Here is a 16,536-nt window from a genome sequence, read left to right as displayed (position 1 = left end):
GGGTTTTTTGTCCCTCTTGATCGCTCTCTTCCAACTCCGGCCCAAGCCGGTCGCCGCTTAGGGGCCGGATTGTTCACGGTCGACGATCTCGCCGCCGACGAGAACGATCAGGCTGTGGCCAGCGCGGTGATTTCATTGGGGCAAAATCTCAACCTGAGGGTCATCGCCGAGGGCGTTGAGACAGATGATCAGGTGGCTTTCCTGCGCAGGAACAATTGCGACGAAATGCAGGGCTATCATTTCAGCAGGCCGGTTTGTGCGCAGGACGTCGAGGAATTGCTCGGCGGCGGCCGCAAAGACTGACGGTCGGCCATCCTGCAGGCTTCCGCCGACCAAATGGCGGAAATTATCTACCGAGCACAAGGCACCAATAGCGAAGCGTGCTGTCGCGGCCGTCGCGCACATAGGCGAGGCCGAAGCGGGTGAAGCGCGGGTCGAGCATGTTGCGGCGGTGGCCTGGCGAATGCACCCAGATATCAAACAGCCTCTGCTGGTCGAAGCGGCCTTCGGCGATGTTTTCGGCGGCAGCGCCGGCAATGCCATTGTCTTTGACGCGCGAGGCAAAGTCCTTGCCCCAGCCGGTGGTGTGGTTCATTCGGCCGCCGCGCGCCATATATCCGGCCTGCTGCAGCGCCGCCTGCTCGATCTGCGCATCGGGGACAAGCGGCCCGAGACCCGCCGAAGCGCGGATGCCGGCCAGCGTGCCGGCGGCGGAAGCAGAGACACCGGCGCTTTCGCCGGTAGGCAGCACGGCGGTTGCGCATCCGGTGAGCCCGGCAAGGGCGCCAAGGCCGGCAGCTCTGAGCAGCACGCGCCTGCTTAGGCTTGGTTGGGCCTGATAATTTTCGATTTTCGTAACGGTCATGCCGGCCTGACATAACCGCGATCATGGCTTTTGCCGGGCAGAGCGGTGAAAATGCGTGATGAATGGTTTCGACGCGATGGCACTGCGTCAGACTGATTTCACCGCTCAATCGAAACAGGCCTGCTCGGATGGCAGCATTCGCCCAGACGGCTGTTCGGGCTCGACACTCCCAGGAGCTCGATACCCAGTCAGGCCTTCACGGACAGAGAGTTTCTTTTGCCCTACCTTTGCGGCTTCACGAGCGCTGGCGAGGTATCCTCGGTTGCAAATTTTTGCTGGGGGATATCGCTTGCAGTGACGACCGGAGCGATTCGTACGCCTGAGCACCAAGCAGCCTTCGGTATTGGTCTTCGAGACGCTGATTGAAATCGTGGACGGTCCGGATCACCGCAAGCGCCGCGTCAGTTGCAACGATTAATTTGGCCCGTCGGTCGTTCGGATCATGCGAACGCCGAACATAACCAAGGCGCTCCAGTTCATCGATCAACTCACCCATCGATGCTTTGCCAATGCCAGCACGCTCTGCGAGGACGCTGGATCGGGTTCCTTCTGCGTCGATGTTGGCGAATACAGCGCCGTGTTTGGGCTTGATTGCCGAATGGCCGCTCTCCCGGAGAACCTGGACCAAAGCGCTCGCCGACGATTGATAAGCATAGAGAAGCAGAGACTGCGTGTATGGCTGATTATCCATCTTTCCAAACTTATATGGTGCCCATATAGTATGGCAACCGAACTATATGACAGGAGGTCAGCATGGCTACCGGCAACATCCGAACTGAAGGGGTGGAAAGTGTCGCGCACAGGCTGATCGAAGCTTGGAATCGTCACGATGCTCGCGCCTTTGCCGCCGTATTCGCGGCAGATGCCGAGTTTACAAACGTCTTCGGTATGCAGGCGACTGGACGTGACAAGATCGAGCAGTTCCATGCCCCAATTTTTGAGAAGATGTTCAAGCACAGCCATCTATCCGCCGAAAGCGTGCGGAACAGGCTTGTTCGCCCTGATGTTGCCACGCTCGACCTGCGGTGGTCTATGACTGGCGCGCTCGATCCGATGGGAAACGAATGGCCGCGTCGGCGCGGATTAATCAGCGTAGTGGCGACGCGGGATCATGACGAATGGTTGATTGCAACGATGCACAATATGGAACTTGGGGACGATCAAATGGCAGAGTCTCAGGAGAAACTTCAAGAGGATAAGTAGGCTCTTCGTTCACGTCAGGATCGAAAGCGACAGCCAGCCAGCATGGTCAAGCCGATCTGATCGGGCAACGAGATCGAACGGCGGGTCAGGTGATCGGGATTGGCGAGCTATGCTACAGGAGTTGGTGCCGGATGGCGGTGCCTTGTCCCGGTTTGGCTGGCCACAATGGCGCGCCCCATAGCCGGTCGCCTTGGTCTTGCGGAATCTAATGTATGAACGGCTTGGAGCGCTCTGGGCTCTCGCCGGCAGTTCTTTGCCGCGGTGATCGCCGGTCGGCTATTCCGCCGCCACGAGTTTGGTTTCCGGCGTCGATGTAGCCCGGTCGGCCCGATCGTCCTCGGTATCTTCCCACCAATCGCCCAGGGCGTCGATGAGTGGCACAAGTTTGAGACCGGGCTCCGTGAGGTCGTAATCCACGCGAAGCGGATAGCCGGTACGCGCCGTTCGCCGCACGATCCCGGCTTCCTCCAGCTTGCGCAGTTCCAGCGCCAGAATGCGGTGCGAAACTGTCGGGTTGTCACGCCTCAAATCGCTGAAGCGCTTGGTCCCGTCCTTGAGGTAGTAGAGCAGCAAGGTGGGCCAGCGACCGCTGAGCACACGCATAGTCTCCTCGATCGGGCAGCGTGAGACGACATCTTTCATGGCGGGGACCTGGTTACAGAATAGTGCGTAATTTACATGGGGCGACCAGCGTTTAGGGTCAAGTTTCGCTGCGCAGCGTAATCCCTAAATCATGGAAGAGACAAAGAAATGGAACCTGTTCTCCTTTACGGCTTCCCGCTGGGAAGTTCGATGGGGCTTGTCGCTGCATTTGAACGCGTCGGACAACCCTACCGCCTGTGTCGCGTCGATATGCTCACTGAGATGAAGAACGACGCCTATGCCAGCATCAACGGCCGTCAGGAAACGCCGGTGTTGATCACCGACGAAGGCAGGGTGCTCACCGAGACCATGGCGATTGCCGCCTGGCTCGAAGCCCGCGACACGCAACGCCGTATCAGCTTCGATCCTCGCTCGCCGGAGGGCGACCGGATGCATCAGCTGATGGCTTTCGTGAACACCGGTTTCACCGCCGCTTTCACCCCGCTCTGGGCGGCTTATGAAATGGAATCGGCCGAACCGGTGCTGCTGGCGACCTTGCGTGATTTCGGCCGCAAGGTCGTTACCAACCGCCATGACCAGCTCGAGGCGATGATCCTCGACACGGATTTCCTGGTCGGCGACCGGCCGACGCTTGCCGATACCACGCTGATCGGCGTAGCGCGCTGGGCGGAGTTCCACCAGGCGGTCGACGGCGCCGCTTATCCCAGGCTGGCGGCGCTACGCCGCCGCATCGAAGCCGATCCGGCCGTGCGATACGCGCTCGCTGTCGAGGCTGGCGAAAAGCCCGCCGGGTCCGGCGCTTGCCTCGGTCACGTGCCGCTGGCCGAGGTGATCGATCGCTTCGCGGTGTAAACTGTTCGTTCAGCGCCCGGTGCCCCGGCGCCGGGCGGTGGCGACAAGCACGCCGAGATCGGCTATCATACGGGGGCGTTGTTGAAGTGGCAGCTGCGGGCGGCCATCCTGGCGGTGACCGCTCCGACACACGGGAGAAAGGTTATGGCCGGCTTTCATGTCATGGCGGACGCACGTGGAATGCATGTACAGCCCACGGTGCGCCGCATCAGCACCGAGGATCTGATCGATGCGCTCCGTCTCGGCGTAGAGGATTTCTGGGCCAAGCCGTCGCATTATGTGTTCCTGTGCCTGATCTATCCGGTGGTCGGCCTGATCCTGACGCAGTGGACCTCGGGCTCGAACGCCATCCAGCTCATCTATCCGCTGATGTCCGGCTTCGCTTTGGTCGGCCCGTTCGCCGCAATCGGCCTTTACGAAATCAGCCGCCGGCGCGAGTTCGGCATGGATACATCCTGGTGGCATGCGCTCGACGTGCGCCACTCGCCGGCGCTGCCCGCGATTGCAGTCATCGGTATCATGCTGGTGGTACTGTTCCTGCTCTGGCTGTTCACCGCGCAATCGATCTACACCAGCCTGTACGGCAATCAGCCTCCGGCCTCTATCGTCGGCTTTATTCGCGAAGTGCTGACGACCAGCAAGGGCTGGACACTGATCCTGCTCGGCAACCTGGCCGGGTTCGCCTTTGCCGCGATCGTGCTGGCGACGACCGTCGTCGCCTTTCCGCTGCTGCTCGACCGCGATGTCGGCGCGGTCTCGGCAATCGAGACGTCGGCAAGGGCAGTTCTGACAAACCCGCTGCAGATGGCGCTGTGGGGCCTGATGGTCGCCGTGCTGCTGGTCATCGGCTCGATCCCGCTATTTGCCGGGCTTGCCGTCGTCATGCCCATCCTTGGCCACGCGACCTGGCATCTTTACCGCAGGGTGGTCGAACCGGAGCGGGCACAGCCGGACCGGCGGCCGATGTAGGACCGATCAGCGTTGCGCGTCGGTTGCCATCTTGACGGCCAGCGCGGTCAGCACCGTGCCCATCATCCAGCGCTGGATCACCAGCCATAGCGGCCGCCCGGCGAGGAAGAGGGCGATCGAGCCGGCCGTCACCGCGATGATGGCGTTGACGGTCAGGCTGATCGCGACCTGTGTGGCACCGAGCACCAGAAGCTGCGACAGCACGTGGCCCTTGCCGGGGCTGATGAATTGCGGCAGCAGCGACAGATAGAGCGCTGCCACCTTCGGGTTGAGCAGGTTGGTCATCAGGCCCATGGCGAACAGCTTGCGCGGCCTGTCTCTCGGCAGTTCGCGGATCTGGAAGGGCGAGCGCCCGCCGGGCTTCACCGCTTGCCAGGCGAGCCACAGCAAATAGAGCGCGCCGGCAAGGCGCAGCACATCATAGGCAAAGGGCACGGCGAGCAGCAACGCGGTGATGCCGAACGCCGCCGACAGCACGTAGAACAAAAAACCGAGCGCCACGCCGCCCAGCGAGATCAGTCCGGCCTTCGGCCCTTGCGACAGCGAGCGCGAGATCAGATAGATCATGTTCGGGCCAGGCGTCAGCACCATACCGAGGCAGACCAGCGCGAAGGCAAGATGGTTGGCGGGTTCAGGCAAGAGCGCATCTCCGGGTGGGGACACTCACCACATGCTTCCATAACCCGCAAGGGCATGACGGCAGGAGCCTTTGCGCCAGCGCGCCGGGCCCCCCTGCCTTAGTCGCCAATCCCATCGCCTTCAGCCGACGATGCGCAGGTTCGACAATTCGTTGGCGATTTCCTTGAAATTGTCGGACAGCGTCGCGCCTGTCGCATTCCAGAACAGCTTGACCGGCTTGCTCGGGTCCGCCGGATCCTTGCGGAAGCGCGAATCCGAGGAACATGCCTTCAGCGCATCGATTGCCTTCTTGTCGCCGGCATCTGTGGGTGACAGGTCGAGCGCCACCGTCATCACCAGAATATTTGAATTCTTTGCATTGGCGCAGAGCGTTTTCATCTGCTCGTCGAGTGCTGCCGTGTAGTTGGCACCGGTATAGGTGGTCTTGCCAATATCGGTGCTGGTATTCATGAACAGGCGGGTTACGCTTCCAGATCCCGGATAGGTCAGGCCAGTGTAGCCGTAGGCGGCGTAGGTCGACCTGTTGTTGGCATAGCTGCTGTCGCTGACGGCGCTATAGGTATTGGCTCCGTCGGTCAGCACCACGACCACCTTGTCGTTGCCCCTCTCGCTGTTCGACCGGCCCTCGGAGAACGGTGGGTTGCTCGATACAGTTCGCCAGCCCCAGGCAAGCCCCTCCGGCACGTTGGTGTTGCCGTTCGGCGCCATGGCGTCGATGGCGTCCTTGATCTCCTGCTTCTCTGCGTCCTGGCTGACGTCCTTCAACGGCGTGATCGGGTTGGTGGTGCAGGAGGAATTCGGCCCATCGCCTGCGGCTGCGGATTGCGAACCGTATGGTTTTACAAGGAAATATTTGCGCATGTCAGACTGGCGCTGGGAAGCGGTAGGACCGGCGACATAGGGCCAATCGGCCCACCAGTTGTTGCCGTAATTGTAGGACGTGCCGATGACGTCGTTGATGCCGTCACGGTTGAAATCGAGCCACAGAGTGCCAGCCTCATCCGGGGCGAACATCGGCACGAAAAGCGTGGCCGGCGCGGTTGTATCGGGCGTGGTGTCGCTGACATTGTAGGGATATGGCCGTGCTTCGACGCAACCTTGCCAGCTCGCATAGCGGCTTGTGGTGTAGATATATTCCGGTGCGCTCCAATGGCCGTACTGGCAGGTGCCGTTCTTCTTGTATGTGTCGCAGACATATTGCTTCGAATTGGGTACCTCTTCGCGGCCCGATTCGACCGTCATGTCGGCGTAGAGGCTGAAACGGGTCAGCGGCTGGTCCTTGGTCTCGCCCCAGCCGGTGCCGCGCTTGTACCAGACGCCGTTGAGCTTCTCGGCATATTTGTCCGGATTGTTGGCGGCACTCATCGTCGTCCAGTCGAAATCCTCGTGCTGGATCGGGGACATGCCGTCCTGATCCATCCAGCCGTCCTGGTCGTGGGTAGGGCCGACATTGACCGAGGCCGCAAACGGCACGAGAGAAAACTGCACCGGTTTGGTGATCTGCTTCATCTGCTGCGCCTGAAGCGCCAGCGTATCGACAAGCTGCTTGGCGGCCGACTTCAGCAGGTTTATTCGCTTCTCGCCGGTGCCGGAGCCGAGATCACTCATCGAGCCGGAATTATCCAGCACAAGCGCGACTTCGAGGGTGTTCTTGAGGCGGAGTTCCGAACATTCGGTGAGGTCGTGTCGCTTGCCGTGCCGCCGATCAGCAGGCTGGCGGCCGGTAGAAAATAGGGATGGAAGGTGAGGCTGGCGCAGAGCTTCAGGGTGCCGCCGCCGGCATTGTTGTTGGGCAGCGTGACGGTCAGCGCTGTATTCGCCGGGTCGATACGTGCGAGATTGGTTTCGAAAAATGTCTTGGCGTAGGCCTTGACGTCGTCGTCGCTGGCGCCGGCAACGATCTGCTGGGCGGCGGCGAGGCCGGCCGCATCAAGGGCGTTCAGCGTTTCGTGCTTTTGGCGCAGCAACTCCCCGTAGTCGACACTGAGCGCCAGACCGGCCATCAGCGGCACAATGGTGATTGCAGTCATTAACGAGTAGTTGCCACGTCTGTCGTGTCGGAATTCTCCGACTATTGCCTTCAGCATTCCCGCCCGCCCCATTTTTCCCGGACGATGCCACGCATTTTTAAATTTCCGATTGCTGAAATACGTTCAAGGCCGGTACGGGTTTTCAATCCCTGTTAACCACGCGTCCGCAATCGGCAATGCTGCTCCGAGCTTCCCGCGGCAAAGCCTCTAAAAAAGGGGATAAGGCGCTGGAAAAGAAAAGCTTTCACCATCGCGTGCTCGCCGGCGTCCCCGTGCGACAATCTTGCGGCGCTATGAAAGCTGGTGACAGGGTGAAGCGCTTCGGTTAATCCCAGCCGGTCGCGGCGGACCGTCGGTCGCGGCGCTTGCAAGCATCATGGTACAGGGACAACGGCATGGCGGATTCGCCCGACATCATCGGTTCGCTCGCAGACTTGTCGGGAGCCTATTCAGCCATCCTGTGCGACGTCTGGGGCGTGGTGCACAACGGCGAATGGCATTTCCCGGCGGCGGCTGCCGCGCTGATCGCTGCTCGCGCGGCGAAAATACCTGTCGTGCTGATCACCAATTCGCCGCGTCGCAGCGCCGACGTGGTGGCGCAGATGAACGCCATCGGCGTTCCTCCCGCCGCCTACGACCGTGTCGTGACGTCCGGCGACGTTACCCGCGACCTGATCGCGGAAGGGCCGCGAAAGATCTTCCACATAGGCGCCGATCGGGATTTCACGCTCTATGAGGGCCTCGACGTCGAACTCGTCGAGGAGTTCGAAGCATCCGGCGTGGTCTGCACTGGCCTGTTCGACGACGAGGTGGAGAAGCCGGAGGATTATGCCGATCTTCTGCTGCGGCTGCGTGCCAGGAACCTGCCCTTCATTTGCGCCAATCCCGACATCGTCGTCGAGCGCGGCGAACGCATGATCTGGTGCGCGGGCGCTTTGGCCCGCGAATACGCACAGCTTGGCGGACGCACGCTGATCGCCGGCAAACCCTACGCGCCGGTCTATGATGTCGCCATGAAGGAGATCGCCGTCATTCTCGGCCGCCCGGTCGAGCGTTCGCAAGTTCTGGCCATCGGCGACGGCATGATGACCGACATCAAGGGCGCGGCCGACAATGGCTTCGACGTGCTCTACGTATCAGGCGGCATCCATGCCCGCGATTACGGTGAGACGCTGCAGCCGGATCCGGCCAGGCTCGCGGCCTTCCTGGAAAAATATGGCTACAGGCCGGTCGCGGTGATTCCCAGGCTGCAATAGGTTCAAGCCATGACGGCAATGTTCGAACGCATTTCCGCAACCGCACCGCTGCCGGCCCATCTGCGCGGCGGCGTGGTGGCTATCGGCAATTTCGACGGCGTCCACCGCGGCCACCAGGCGGTGCTCGAACGCGCGCGCGCCGAAGCGGAGCGTCGAGGCGTACCCGCCCTGGTGCTGACCTTCGTACCGCATCCGCGAAAGGTGTTCAGGCCGGACATGCCGTTGTTCGTGCTGACGCCGCCGCCGATGAAGGCACGGCTGTTGTCGCATCTGGGCTTTGCGGCGCTGGTCGAGCAGCCGTTCACACGCGAGTTCGCCGCCTTGTCGGCGGAGGCTTTCGTCACCGGCGTGCTCGAGCGCAATCTCGGCATAAGCCACGCCGTCACCGGCTTCGATTTCCATTTCGGCAAGGACCGCCAGGGCGGCCCGGCCTATCTGATGGCTGCCGGCGAGCGCCACGGCTTCGGCGTCACGCTGGTGGATGCGTTTCGTGACGAAAGCGCCGAGGTGGTGTCGTCGAGCCGCATACGCACGCTGCTGTGCGAGGGCAATGTGGCCGAGGCCGCCGGTTTGCTCGGCTACCGTTTCACCGTCGAGGCGGAGGTGATCGGCGGCCAGCAGCTCGGCCGGACACTCGGCTTTCCCACCGCAAACATGAGGCTTTCGCCGGAAGCCACCCTCAAGGAAGGGATTTATGCCGTCCGCTTCCGCCGCGCCGACGGTTCGCTTCACGATGGCGTCGCCAGCTTCGGCCGCCGGCCGACGGTCGACGACAATGGCGCGCCATTGCTGGAGACCTTCGTCTTCGACTTTTCCGGCGACCTCTACGGCGAGATTTGTGCAGTGTCCTTCTTCGGCTACCTGCGCTCGGAGGTGAGGTTCGACGGGCTTGACGCGCTGGTCGCCCAGATGAAGCGTGACGAGGCCGAGGCGAAGGCACTGCTCGCCGGCGTCAGGCCGCTTTCCGGGCTGGACGCGGCCATAGCTTTTTAGAGCATGGTCCCGAACCGAAGGTCAGCGAAGCAAAAAGTGGGAACCGGTTTTCCGATTAAGATCATGCTCAACCAGAATTTATCTCTTCAGCGCCAAGCCAAGGGCGATGAAGCTCCAGCCCTGGAAGATCAGGTCGACGGCCAGGAACAGGCCCAGCACCCACACGCTGTTGACCGGCCAGCCCATGGCGATGACCAGTCCCGCCAGCGCGCTGATGACGCCGGCCGCGACCACCCAGCCCCAGCCCGGCTGCGGCCGGTGGCTGTAGCCGACCCAGGCCCTGAGCACGCCTGAGGCAAGCAGCGCGACCGCCAGGAGGAAGGTCAGCACCGTCGAGGCGAGGACCGGATTGTCGAAGGCGAAGAAGCCGGCGACGGCGTAGAGGAGGCCGCTGAGCAGCCAATAGAAGAAACGGCCCCATGTCTTCACGCCGAAGGCATGGATGATCTCGACAATGCCGGCCATCAGCATCAGCCAGCCCACGACAAAGACGGAGGCGACGGTTGCGATGAACAGATTGCCGAAGGCGATGCCGCCGAAGACAAGCAGCAGCACCCCGAGCGCCACGAACCACCCCCATTTCGCCCGCGTCTGGCCAATGGCGTCTTTCATGGCATCGCTGTGCACGGTCATTGCCCTTTTCCCTCAAGGTTGCCTAGCTTCTTTGTTCCGGAAGGTAGCGCCGATCGCCTTGCCCGTCCAGCGAGCAGGCTGTGAGCGCCACACTCCCGAGCGATCCGCTAGACCTCCGTTTTTGACCCGAAGCGGCCAAATACCAGATGGAATAATTCGATCATGTGGGGGGTGAGCCAGTGCTAAAAGATAACAAGCGGGTTTACGGGCGACCCGTCGTCCCGTGTATTCGCCGCGGCGCAAGTGTAACGAAAATTCCCAGTGCTGGCATTGGCCCTTTATACGATGACGTGTGCTGCTGCTATATGCCGTTTTCTACGCTTGATGAGGCTAGGGAAGCAAAATGAGCGATGCGGACGAACACCTCGATCTGACGGAGATCAACGCCGTCCGCAGGTTGTTGACCTCAAAGCCTCGAACGGTCCGCTGGGACGAACGCCGGGCACGGCTCGACGAAGTCGGTTCGGTGTGGCCAGTCGCGGAGGACATCCGATGCGAGCATGTGGTTTTCGATGGCCTCGAGGGAGAGTGGTCGCTGGCGCCTGGGAGTGACAGGGACAAGATTCTGCTGTTTTTCCACGGTGGTGGCTACTGCTCCGGCTCTCTTAAAAGTCATCGTCGAATGGTGACCGAGGCAGGTCGGGGAATGGGAATGCGCACCCTCGCGATCGACTATCGCCGCGCACCGGAACATCCTTTCCCTGCGCAACATGAAGACGCACTCACCGCATGGCGCTTTCTGAGCCGGCAAGGCATCGCGTCGGACCGCATCGTGGTTGGCGGAGACAGTGCGGGCGGCAACCTCACTCTGTGCCTGGTCAGTATATTGCTCACGTCAGGCGAGCCGTTGCCGCAATGTCTTTGGCTGGTTTCGCCCTGGACGGACCTTTCGATGTCCGGCGCGACACTATCAACCAAGGACGCAATCGACCCTATCATCCACCGGGCGTATTTGGAGGAACTGGCAACGGCCTATGTTCCCAATGGCGTTGGTCGGCGCGATCCGCTGATCTCGCCCTTGTTCGCCGATCTGAGCGGATTTCCCCCAATGCTGATACAAGCCGGTTCGGCCGAGACGCTGTTGTCGGACGCAACTCGGCTCGCCGAAGCCGCTGGCGCGGCTGACGTTAAAGTAGGTCTCGAAATTTGGCCGCATATGATTCACGCTTGGCCGGTTTGGAATGCGGGGTTGAGCGCCGGTCGCCGTGCTCTTCACAGCGCAGGCATGTTTGTCCGCGAATGTTTGTAACCCCTGCCGAGGCAACTGCTATCGTATTCCAAACACTTGATCTGGAATCTTGGTGCGCCAAACAATCGACTGCAACGCGGAACAGGCCCCAACGCGGCCAATGTTGCGGATATTAAGTCAAATTTTACCGAACTGGCGCCATGGCTTCAGTCAAGGCTGGTTGTATCGGCCAATGCGTTCGACGTATGGAGTAACGATGCGGTCTGTCCCGACGATCTTGGCCGCATTCATGCTCGGCACCTGCGGCGTTGCCAAGGCCGGCGAGGGCACCTTCGGCTGGCTGTCCGGAGACTGGTACCTGACGGTCGGCGCCACCGGCATGGTTGCCCCGAATTTCGAGGGCGGCAAGAAGTACCTGCTCAGTGCCTCGCCGATCATCTCGCTCGGCAAGGCTGGCCCCGCGGCGCGCTTCACCTCGCGCAACGACAATATTTCATTGGCATGGATCGACGATGGCGGCGTCCGCGCCGGCCTGACAGGCAAGTTCCTGTTTTCCCGCGACGGTGGTGACGCCGACGAATTGAAGGGTCTCGACCCGGTGCGCTGGGGCGGCGAGGCCGGCGGCTTCTTCGAATTCTATCCTTTGGATTGGCTGCGTGCCCGCGCCGAATTGCGGCACGGCATTCGCGCCCATAACGGTTTTGTCGCCGACATCGCCGCCGACGCCTTTTACGATGTGACGCCCGACGTCAGGATTTCGGCCGGACCGCGCGTTTCGTTCGCCTCATCGGACTATTTCGACGCCTATTATGGCGTTGATGCCAAGGAGTCCCTGGCCTCGGGACTTAGCGAATATCATCCCGGCGGCGGGGTGAAGTCGGCGGGCCTGGGCGGCGCGGTGACCTGGAAGGTGACCGAGCCGATGACGGCCAGTCTGTTCGGCGAATATTCCCGCCTGATAGGCCCGGCCGCCGATTCCAGCCTGGTCAAGGAGCGCGGCTCCAGGGATCAGTTCATGATCGGCGTGTCGACGACCTATCGCTTCGATTTCTCGATGTGAGCGGGCGGGCGTCGGCTCATTTGATCAAACGGCTGTCGAACGGATAATGGTATAGGCCCGCAATCGTAATGCGTGACGCATCGTCATGGGTCGGGTTGAGCAGATAGTTGTTTGCCTTGCGCATTATGATCGAAGGAATTTTCATGAGCGCGTAACGATTGGCCGAGAGAAAGTCCGTGCCCTGTCGCCGTGTTGATTCCATGTCCTTGTCCCAGCCGTCATGGATAACCGGTTCGGTCATTTCTATTCCGTCCGGAACGTCGATTTCGATAAGCTGGTAGGTTTCCGGAACGGTTTCGCGCGTCGCATGCACCAGTATCTCCAGCAGTGCCGTCGAAGGGTGGTCGGTGCAATAGACGATGGGCATTCCGCGCCTGTTCCATCTTCCATCAACGAGCGTTCCGCCACGACCCGAGAGATCCGCGAAATTGGAGATGCGCCAGATGCGCATCGTCAGGCAAGCATGCCAAAGTCGATACGGATAAGCTCTTCGGAAACGACGTGGGCGCCGGTCTCTGTCTCAAGGAGATCGATCGGCCTTGCACCATCCAATGCTATGATCTCGCTTCTCAGCCAACGCTGGGCTTTCTCATGGCTACCGAATACCCGATCCGCCTGCTCGGCGATGCGTTCAAGGCGCAGGGCGCGGTCGGATTCAGCTGGCGAAAGCGGCTCGGCATGTTCCTTGCGACGCGCCAGCGTGCGGCGGGGGGCAACGATACGATAGAGTTCTTCGCTACTGAAACCCAGACTGCGCAGATGATCGATCTTGTCCGTAGGGACGGAAAAGTCGTGTGTTGCGCGAATTGCCCTTGCTGCGACCGACATGAATTGTTTCCTTGGCACTGCAGGCCATTCTGCTTGCCATTTGCCTACAAATGTATGCGCAATTGGCACCTTCCGCAAGGAAGCATCAGAGTTCGGGCTTTTCAATATCGCCTGTCTCGGTTAAAAGCCCAGCCATGACGAGCTTTTCGCGCCTTCTCGCGCCTGCGATACGAATTACAGGCCCGGTGCTCCGGGCGGCCTGACCGCCGCCGGAGCCGCCGGGAATCTTGCGCGCGGCCTCTCGCGCTTTTCCAGATCATGATAGTTCAACGCCCGGGCTCTTTTGCCGCCGGCAACGCATATGGCAGACGAATGACTGATACCGAGACCGCCGAGACGATCGATTATTCCAAAACGCTCTACCTGCCGCAGACGGATTTCCCGATGCGCGCCGGGTTGCCGGAAAAGGAACCGCTGCTGGTCAAGCGCTGGCAGGACATGGACCTTTACCGCAAGTTGCGCGAAGACGCAGTCGGCCGCGAAAAATACGTGCTGCACGACGGCCCGCCCTACGCCAATGGCAACATCCATATCGGCCACGCACTGAACAAGATCCTCAAGGACGTCATCACCCGCTCGTTCCAGATGCGCGGCTATGACTCGAACTATGTACCAGGCTGGGATTGCCACGGCCTGCCGATCGAATGGAAGATCGAGGAGCAGTACCGCGCCAAGGGCAAGAACAAGGACGAGGTGCCGGTCAACGAGTTCCGGCAGGAATGCCGTGAGTTTGCGGCGCACTGGATCAAGGTGCAGGGTTCCGAATTCCAGCGGCTCGGCGTCGTCGGCGACTTCGACAATCCCTATACGACGATGGCTTTCCATGCCGAGGCGCGCATCGCCGGCGAGCTGCTGAAATTCGCCATGTCCGGCCAGCTCTATCGCGGCTCCAAGCCGGTGATGTGGAGTGTGGTCGAGCGCACCGCGCTGGCCGAGGCGGAGGTCGAATACCAGGACTATGAGTCGGACACGATCTGGGCGAAGTTTCCGGTCGTCAGCCTCGCTCGCCAGGTCATCAACATCAAGGATGGGCAGCCAGCCCTTGATCCCAAGCTGACGCAGACGTCGCTCGATCTGCTTGATGCCAACGTCGTCATCTGGACGACGACGCCGTGGACGATCCCCGGCAACCGCGCCGTCAACTACTCGCCGCGCATCAATTATGGTCTCTACGAGGTTACGGCGGCCGAGAACGCCTTTGGTCCTCAGCCCGGCGAAAAGCTGATCTTTGCCGAGAAGCTTGCGGACGACGCTGCCGCGAAGGCCAAGGTCACTCTGAATCGGCTTCGCAGCGTTGGCGCCGAAGAGCTTGAAAACCTTACGCTTTCGCATCCCCTCAAAGCTCTGGGTGGCGGCTACGATTTCCCCGTGCCGATGCTCGCCGGCGATCACGTCACTGACGATGCCGGCACCGGTTTCGTCCACACCGCGCCGGGACATGGCCGCGAAGACTTCGACGCCTGGATGGATGCTGCCTCTGATCTTCGCCAGCGTGGCATCGACACCGCGATCCCCTTCACCGTCGACGATGCCGGCTTCTTCACCAAGGACGCGCCGGGCTTCGGCCAGGACCGCGAGGGTGGAGCGGCGCGCGTCATCGACGACAATGGCAAGAAGGGCAACGCCAACCAGGCTGTCATCGACGAGCTGATCAAGCGCAACGCGCTGTTCGCGCGCGGCCGCCTGAAGCACTCCTATCCGCATTCCTGGCGCTCGAAGAAGCCGATCATCTTCCGCAACACGCCGCAATGGTTCGTCTATATGGACAAGGAGCTTGGCGACGGCACGACGCTGCGCAGCCGCGCCCTGAAAGCCATCGACGATACCCGCTTCGTGCCCGCCGCCGGCCAGAACCGCATCCGCGCCATGATCGAGGAGCGCCCCGACTGGGTGCTGTCGCGCCAGCGCGCCTGGGGCGTGCCGATCGCCGTCTTTGCCGATGCCGACGGCAATGTGCTGCGCGACGAGGCAGTCAACCGGCGCATCATGGACGCCTTCGAGAAAGAAGGCGCCGACGCCTGGTTCGCCGCCGGCGCCAAGGAGCGGTTCCTCGGCAATCACGATGCCTCGAAATGGCAGCAGGTCATGGACATCCTCGATGTCTGGTTCGATTCAGGCTCGACGCATGCCTTCACGCTTGAGGACCGGCCCGACCTGAAATGGCCGGCCGACGTCTATCTCGAAGGCTCCGACCAGCATCGCGGCTGGTTCCACTCCTCGCTGCTCGAAAGCTGCGGCACCAGGGGCAGGGCGCCCTACGACACCGTCGTCACCCATGGCTTCACCATGGATGAGGAGGGGCGGAAAATGTCGAAGTCGCTCGGCAACACCGTCGTGCCGCAGGACGTCATCAGGCAGTCCGGCGCCGACATCTTGCGGCTGTGGGTGGTGACGACCGATTATTGGGAAGACCAGCGGCTCGGCAAGAACGTGCTGCAGACCAATATCGACGCCTACCGCAAGCTGCGCAACACCATCCGCTGGATGTTGGGCACGCTCGCCCACGACGATGGCGAGGAGGTGCCGCTGGATAAGATGCCTGAACTGGAGCGGCTGATGCTGCACCGGCTCGCTGAACTCGATGAGGTCGTACGCTCGGGCTACGACGCGTTCGAATTCAAGCGCATCACCCGCGCGCTGCTCGACTTCATGGTGGTAGAGCTGTCGGCCTTCTATTTCGACATCCGCAAGGACGCGCTTTACTGCGAAGCGCCTTCCAGCGTGAAGCGCAAGGCTTCAGTGCAGGTGGTGCGCCATCTCTTCGACTGCCTGGTGAAATGGTTGGCGCCGATGCTGCCCTTCACCATGGAAGAGGCTTGGCTCGACCGTCATCCGGATGCGGTCTCCGTGCATCTCGACCAGTTCCCGGAAATCCCGGCGGACTGGAGGAACGAAGCGCTGGCGGAGAAGTGGCGCAAGGTTCGGCAGGTTCGCCGTGTCGTCACCGGGGCGCTGGAAATTGCCCGTGCGCAGAAGGTCATCGGCTCTTCGCTGGAAGCGGTGCCGGTCGTCACCCTCGACGATGCCGCGCTCGAAGCGGCGATCGCCGATGTCGATATGGCCGAGATGGCGATCACCAGCGATCTGGCAATCGTGCACGGCAAGGCGTCGGCGGGCAGCTTTACCCTCGACGACGTCAAGGGCGTCGCCGTGGTCGTCGAGAAGGCGGAGGACCGTGGCCTGGTGAAGTGCGCGCGCTCCTGGCGCTACACCGCCGATGTCGGCTCAGATCCGGAATTCCCGGATGTTTCGGCCCGTGACGCCGCTGTTCTGCATGAGCTGAAGGCTTTGAGCCGTCTTTAAGGCGGTGCACAAATGCCACGGCGGGCGGCCGATCGGCCCCCGCGCGTTGCCCTTAACGAGTGGTTGAGGTAAACACGCGAAACTCCGGACGACAAATTGTCGCCGGAATTCCG

At 61.5% G+C, this 16,536-nt stretch carries 16 protein-coding genes and 1 pseudogene; 9 read left to right on the top strand and 8 right to left on the bottom strand.

Features of this window, described 5'->3' with window-relative positions:
- A partial coding sequence (locus NKI41_RS25050) for an EAL domain-containing protein (protein ID WP_352685529.1) occupies positions 1–303 on the top strand: 303 nt, incomplete at its 5' end.
- A gap of 43 nt (positions 304–346) precedes the next feature.
- On the opposite strand, the gene NKI41_RS25045 is transcribed toward NKI41_RS25050, so the two are convergent.
- Together NKI41_RS25045 and NKI41_RS25040 are read right to left on the bottom strand one after the other, a co-directional pair.
- Positions 347–865 (bottom strand): CAP domain-containing protein, encoded by a 519-nt coding sequence (locus NKI41_RS25045; protein ID WP_352685528.1) that lies wholly within the window; start codon positions 863–865, stop codon positions 347–349.
- 235 nt (positions 866–1,100) lie between these two features.
- Positions 1,101–1,556: a MarR family winged helix-turn-helix transcriptional regulator gene (locus NKI41_RS25040; protein WP_352685527.1), complete on the bottom strand. Its 456-nt coding sequence runs from the start codon at positions 1,554–1,556 to the stop codon at positions 1,101–1,103.
- Positions 1,557–1,618: 62 nt separating this feature from the next.
- On the opposite strand from NKI41_RS25040, the gene NKI41_RS25035 reads away from it, so the two are divergent.
- On the top strand, positions 1,619–2,068 hold the full coding sequence (locus NKI41_RS25035; RefSeq protein WP_352685526.1) for an SgcJ/EcaC family oxidoreductase: 450 nt from the start codon (positions 1,619–1,621) through the stop codon (positions 2,066–2,068).
- 276 nt (positions 2,069–2,344) lie between these two features.
- Here NKI41_RS25035 and NKI41_RS25030 read toward each other — a convergent pair whose 3' ends face one another.
- On the bottom strand, positions 2,345–2,710 hold the full coding sequence (locus tag NKI41_RS25030) for a winged helix-turn-helix transcriptional regulator (RefSeq protein ID WP_352474516.1): 366 nt from the start codon (positions 2,708–2,710) through the stop codon (positions 2,345–2,347).
- 108 nt (positions 2,711–2,818) lie between these two features.
- Between NKI41_RS25030 and NKI41_RS25025 the strand changes: the two genes are divergently transcribed.
- The gene (locus NKI41_RS25025) at positions 2,819–3,523 is read left to right on the top strand and encodes a glutathione S-transferase family protein (RefSeq protein WP_352685525.1); all 705 of its coding nucleotides are present in this window, start codon (positions 2,819–2,821) and stop codon (positions 3,521–3,523) included.
- A gap of 144 nt (positions 3,524–3,667) precedes the next feature.
- Positions 3,668–4,492, top strand: a complete 825-nt coding sequence (locus NKI41_RS25020) for a DUF2189 domain-containing protein (RefSeq protein WP_352541597.1) — start codon at positions 3,668–3,670, stop codon at positions 4,490–4,492.
- Positions 4,493–4,498: 6 nt separating this feature from the next.
- Here the strand turns inward: NKI41_RS25020 and NKI41_RS25015 are convergent, their stop codons facing one another.
- Together NKI41_RS25015 and NKI41_RS25010 are read right to left on the bottom strand one after the other, a co-directional pair.
- Complete coding sequence (locus NKI41_RS25015) at positions 4,499–5,131, bottom strand: LysE family translocator (protein ID WP_352685524.1); 633 nt, start codon at positions 5,129–5,131, stop codon at positions 4,499–4,501.
- 120 nt (positions 5,132–5,251) lie between these two features.
- Positions 5,252–7,218, bottom strand: a pseudogene (locus tag NKI41_RS25010) (pilus assembly protein TadG-related protein).
- A 338-nt stretch (positions 7,219–7,556) separates the two neighbouring features.
- On the opposite strand from NKI41_RS25010, the gene NKI41_RS25005 reads away from it, so the two are divergent.
- Positions 7,557–8,417, top strand: a complete 861-nt coding sequence (locus tag NKI41_RS25005; protein ID WP_352503369.1) for a TIGR01459 family HAD-type hydrolase — start codon at positions 7,557–7,559, stop codon at positions 8,415–8,417.
- Between the two features lie 9 nt (positions 8,418–8,426).
- Positions 8,427–9,410 (top strand): bifunctional riboflavin kinase/FAD synthetase, encoded by a 984-nt coding sequence (locus NKI41_RS25000; RefSeq protein WP_352541594.1) that lies wholly within the window; start codon positions 8,427–8,429, stop codon positions 9,408–9,410.
- A gap of 78 nt (positions 9,411–9,488) precedes the next feature.
- On the opposite strand, the gene NKI41_RS24995 is transcribed toward NKI41_RS25000, so the two are convergent.
- Entirely contained in the window at positions 9,489–10,043 is a 555-nt protein-coding gene (locus NKI41_RS24995; RefSeq protein ID WP_352685523.1) for an HdeD family acid-resistance protein, read from the bottom strand.
- 343 nt (positions 10,044–10,386) lie between these two features.
- Here NKI41_RS24995 and NKI41_RS24990 point away from each other — a divergent pair, with 343 nt between their 5' ends.
- Complete coding sequence (locus NKI41_RS24990; RefSeq protein ID WP_352685522.1) at positions 10,387–11,292, top strand: alpha/beta hydrolase; 906 nt, start codon at positions 10,387–10,389, stop codon at positions 11,290–11,292.
- Between the two features lie 196 nt (positions 11,293–11,488).
- Positions 11,489–12,292: a MipA/OmpV family protein gene (locus NKI41_RS24985; protein ID WP_352685521.1), complete on the top strand. Its 804-nt coding sequence runs from the start codon at positions 11,489–11,491 to the stop codon at positions 12,290–12,292.
- 16 nt (positions 12,293–12,308) lie between these two features.
- Here the strand turns inward: NKI41_RS24985 and NKI41_RS24980 are convergent, their stop codons facing one another.
- Positions 12,309–12,743, bottom strand: a complete 435-nt coding sequence (locus NKI41_RS24980; RefSeq protein ID WP_254817429.1) for an RES family NAD+ phosphorylase — start codon at positions 12,741–12,743, stop codon at positions 12,309–12,311.
- A gap of 2 nt (positions 12,744–12,745) precedes the next feature.
- Complete coding sequence (locus tag NKI41_RS24975; RefSeq protein WP_254817430.1) at positions 12,746–13,120, bottom strand: Xre family toxin-antitoxin system antitoxin; 375 nt, start codon at positions 13,118–13,120, stop codon at positions 12,746–12,748.
- A gap of 312 nt (positions 13,121–13,432) precedes the next feature.
- Here NKI41_RS24975 and ileS point away from each other — a divergent pair, with 312 nt between their 5' ends.
- Positions 13,433–16,423, top strand: a complete 2,991-nt coding sequence (ileS, locus tag NKI41_RS24970) for an isoleucine--tRNA ligase (protein ID WP_352685520.1) — start codon at positions 13,433–13,435, stop codon at positions 16,421–16,423.
- Positions 16,424–16,536 lie beyond the last annotated feature (113 nt).

Source organism: Mesorhizobium sp. M0601, from assembly GCF_040320845.1.
Taxonomy (GTDB): Bacteria; Pseudomonadota; Alphaproteobacteria; order Rhizobiales; family Rhizobiaceae; genus Mesorhizobium.
Note: the sequence above shows the minus strand (reverse complement) of the source record. Positions and strands in the feature narration are given on the sequence as shown.

Excerpts from the sequence above, each read along its gene's own strand:
- NKI41_RS25045 (WP_352685528.1), bottom strand. The coding sequence starts at position 865 with ATGACCGTTACGAAAATCGAAAATTATCAGGCCCAACCAAGCCTAAGC.
- NKI41_RS25040 (WP_352685527.1), bottom strand. The coding sequence starts at position 1,556 with ATGGATAATCAGCCATACACGCAGTCTCTGCTTCTCTATGCTTATCAA.
- NKI41_RS25035 (WP_352685526.1), top strand. The coding sequence starts at position 1,619 with ATGGCTACCGGCAACATCCGAACTGAAGGGGTGGAAAGTGTCGCGCAC.
- NKI41_RS25030 (WP_352474516.1), bottom strand. The coding sequence starts at position 2,710 with ATGAAAGATGTCGTCTCACGCTGCCCGATCGAGGAGACTATGCGTGTG.
- NKI41_RS25025 (WP_352685525.1), top strand. The coding sequence starts at position 2,819 with ATGGAACCTGTTCTCCTTTACGGCTTCCCGCTGGGAAGTTCGATGGGG.
- NKI41_RS25020 (WP_352541597.1), top strand. The coding sequence starts at position 3,668 with ATGGCCGGCTTTCATGTCATGGCGGACGCACGTGGAATGCATGTACAG.
- NKI41_RS25005 (WP_352503369.1), top strand. The coding sequence starts at position 7,557 with ATGGCGGATTCGCCCGACATCATCGGTTCGCTCGCAGACTTGTCGGGA.
- NKI41_RS25000 (WP_352541594.1), top strand. The coding sequence starts at position 8,427 with ATGACGGCAATGTTCGAACGCATTTCCGCAACCGCACCGCTGCCGGCC.
- NKI41_RS24995 (WP_352685523.1), bottom strand. The coding sequence starts at position 10,043 with ATGACCGTGCACAGCGATGCCATGAAAGACGCCATTGGCCAGACGCGG.
- NKI41_RS24990 (WP_352685522.1), top strand. The coding sequence starts at position 10,387 with ATGAGCGATGCGGACGAACACCTCGATCTGACGGAGATCAACGCCGTC.
- NKI41_RS24985 (WP_352685521.1), top strand. The coding sequence starts at position 11,489 with ATGCGGTCTGTCCCGACGATCTTGGCCGCATTCATGCTCGGCACCTGC.
- NKI41_RS24980 (WP_254817429.1), bottom strand. The coding sequence starts at position 12,743 with ATGCGCATCTGGCGCATCTCCAATTTCGCGGATCTCTCGGGTCGTGGC.
- NKI41_RS24975 (WP_254817430.1), bottom strand. The coding sequence starts at position 13,120 with ATGTCGGTCGCAGCAAGGGCAATTCGCGCAACACACGACTTTTCCGTC.
- ileS (WP_352685520.1), top strand. The coding sequence starts at position 13,433 with ATGACTGATACCGAGACCGCCGAGACGATCGATTATTCCAAAACGCTC.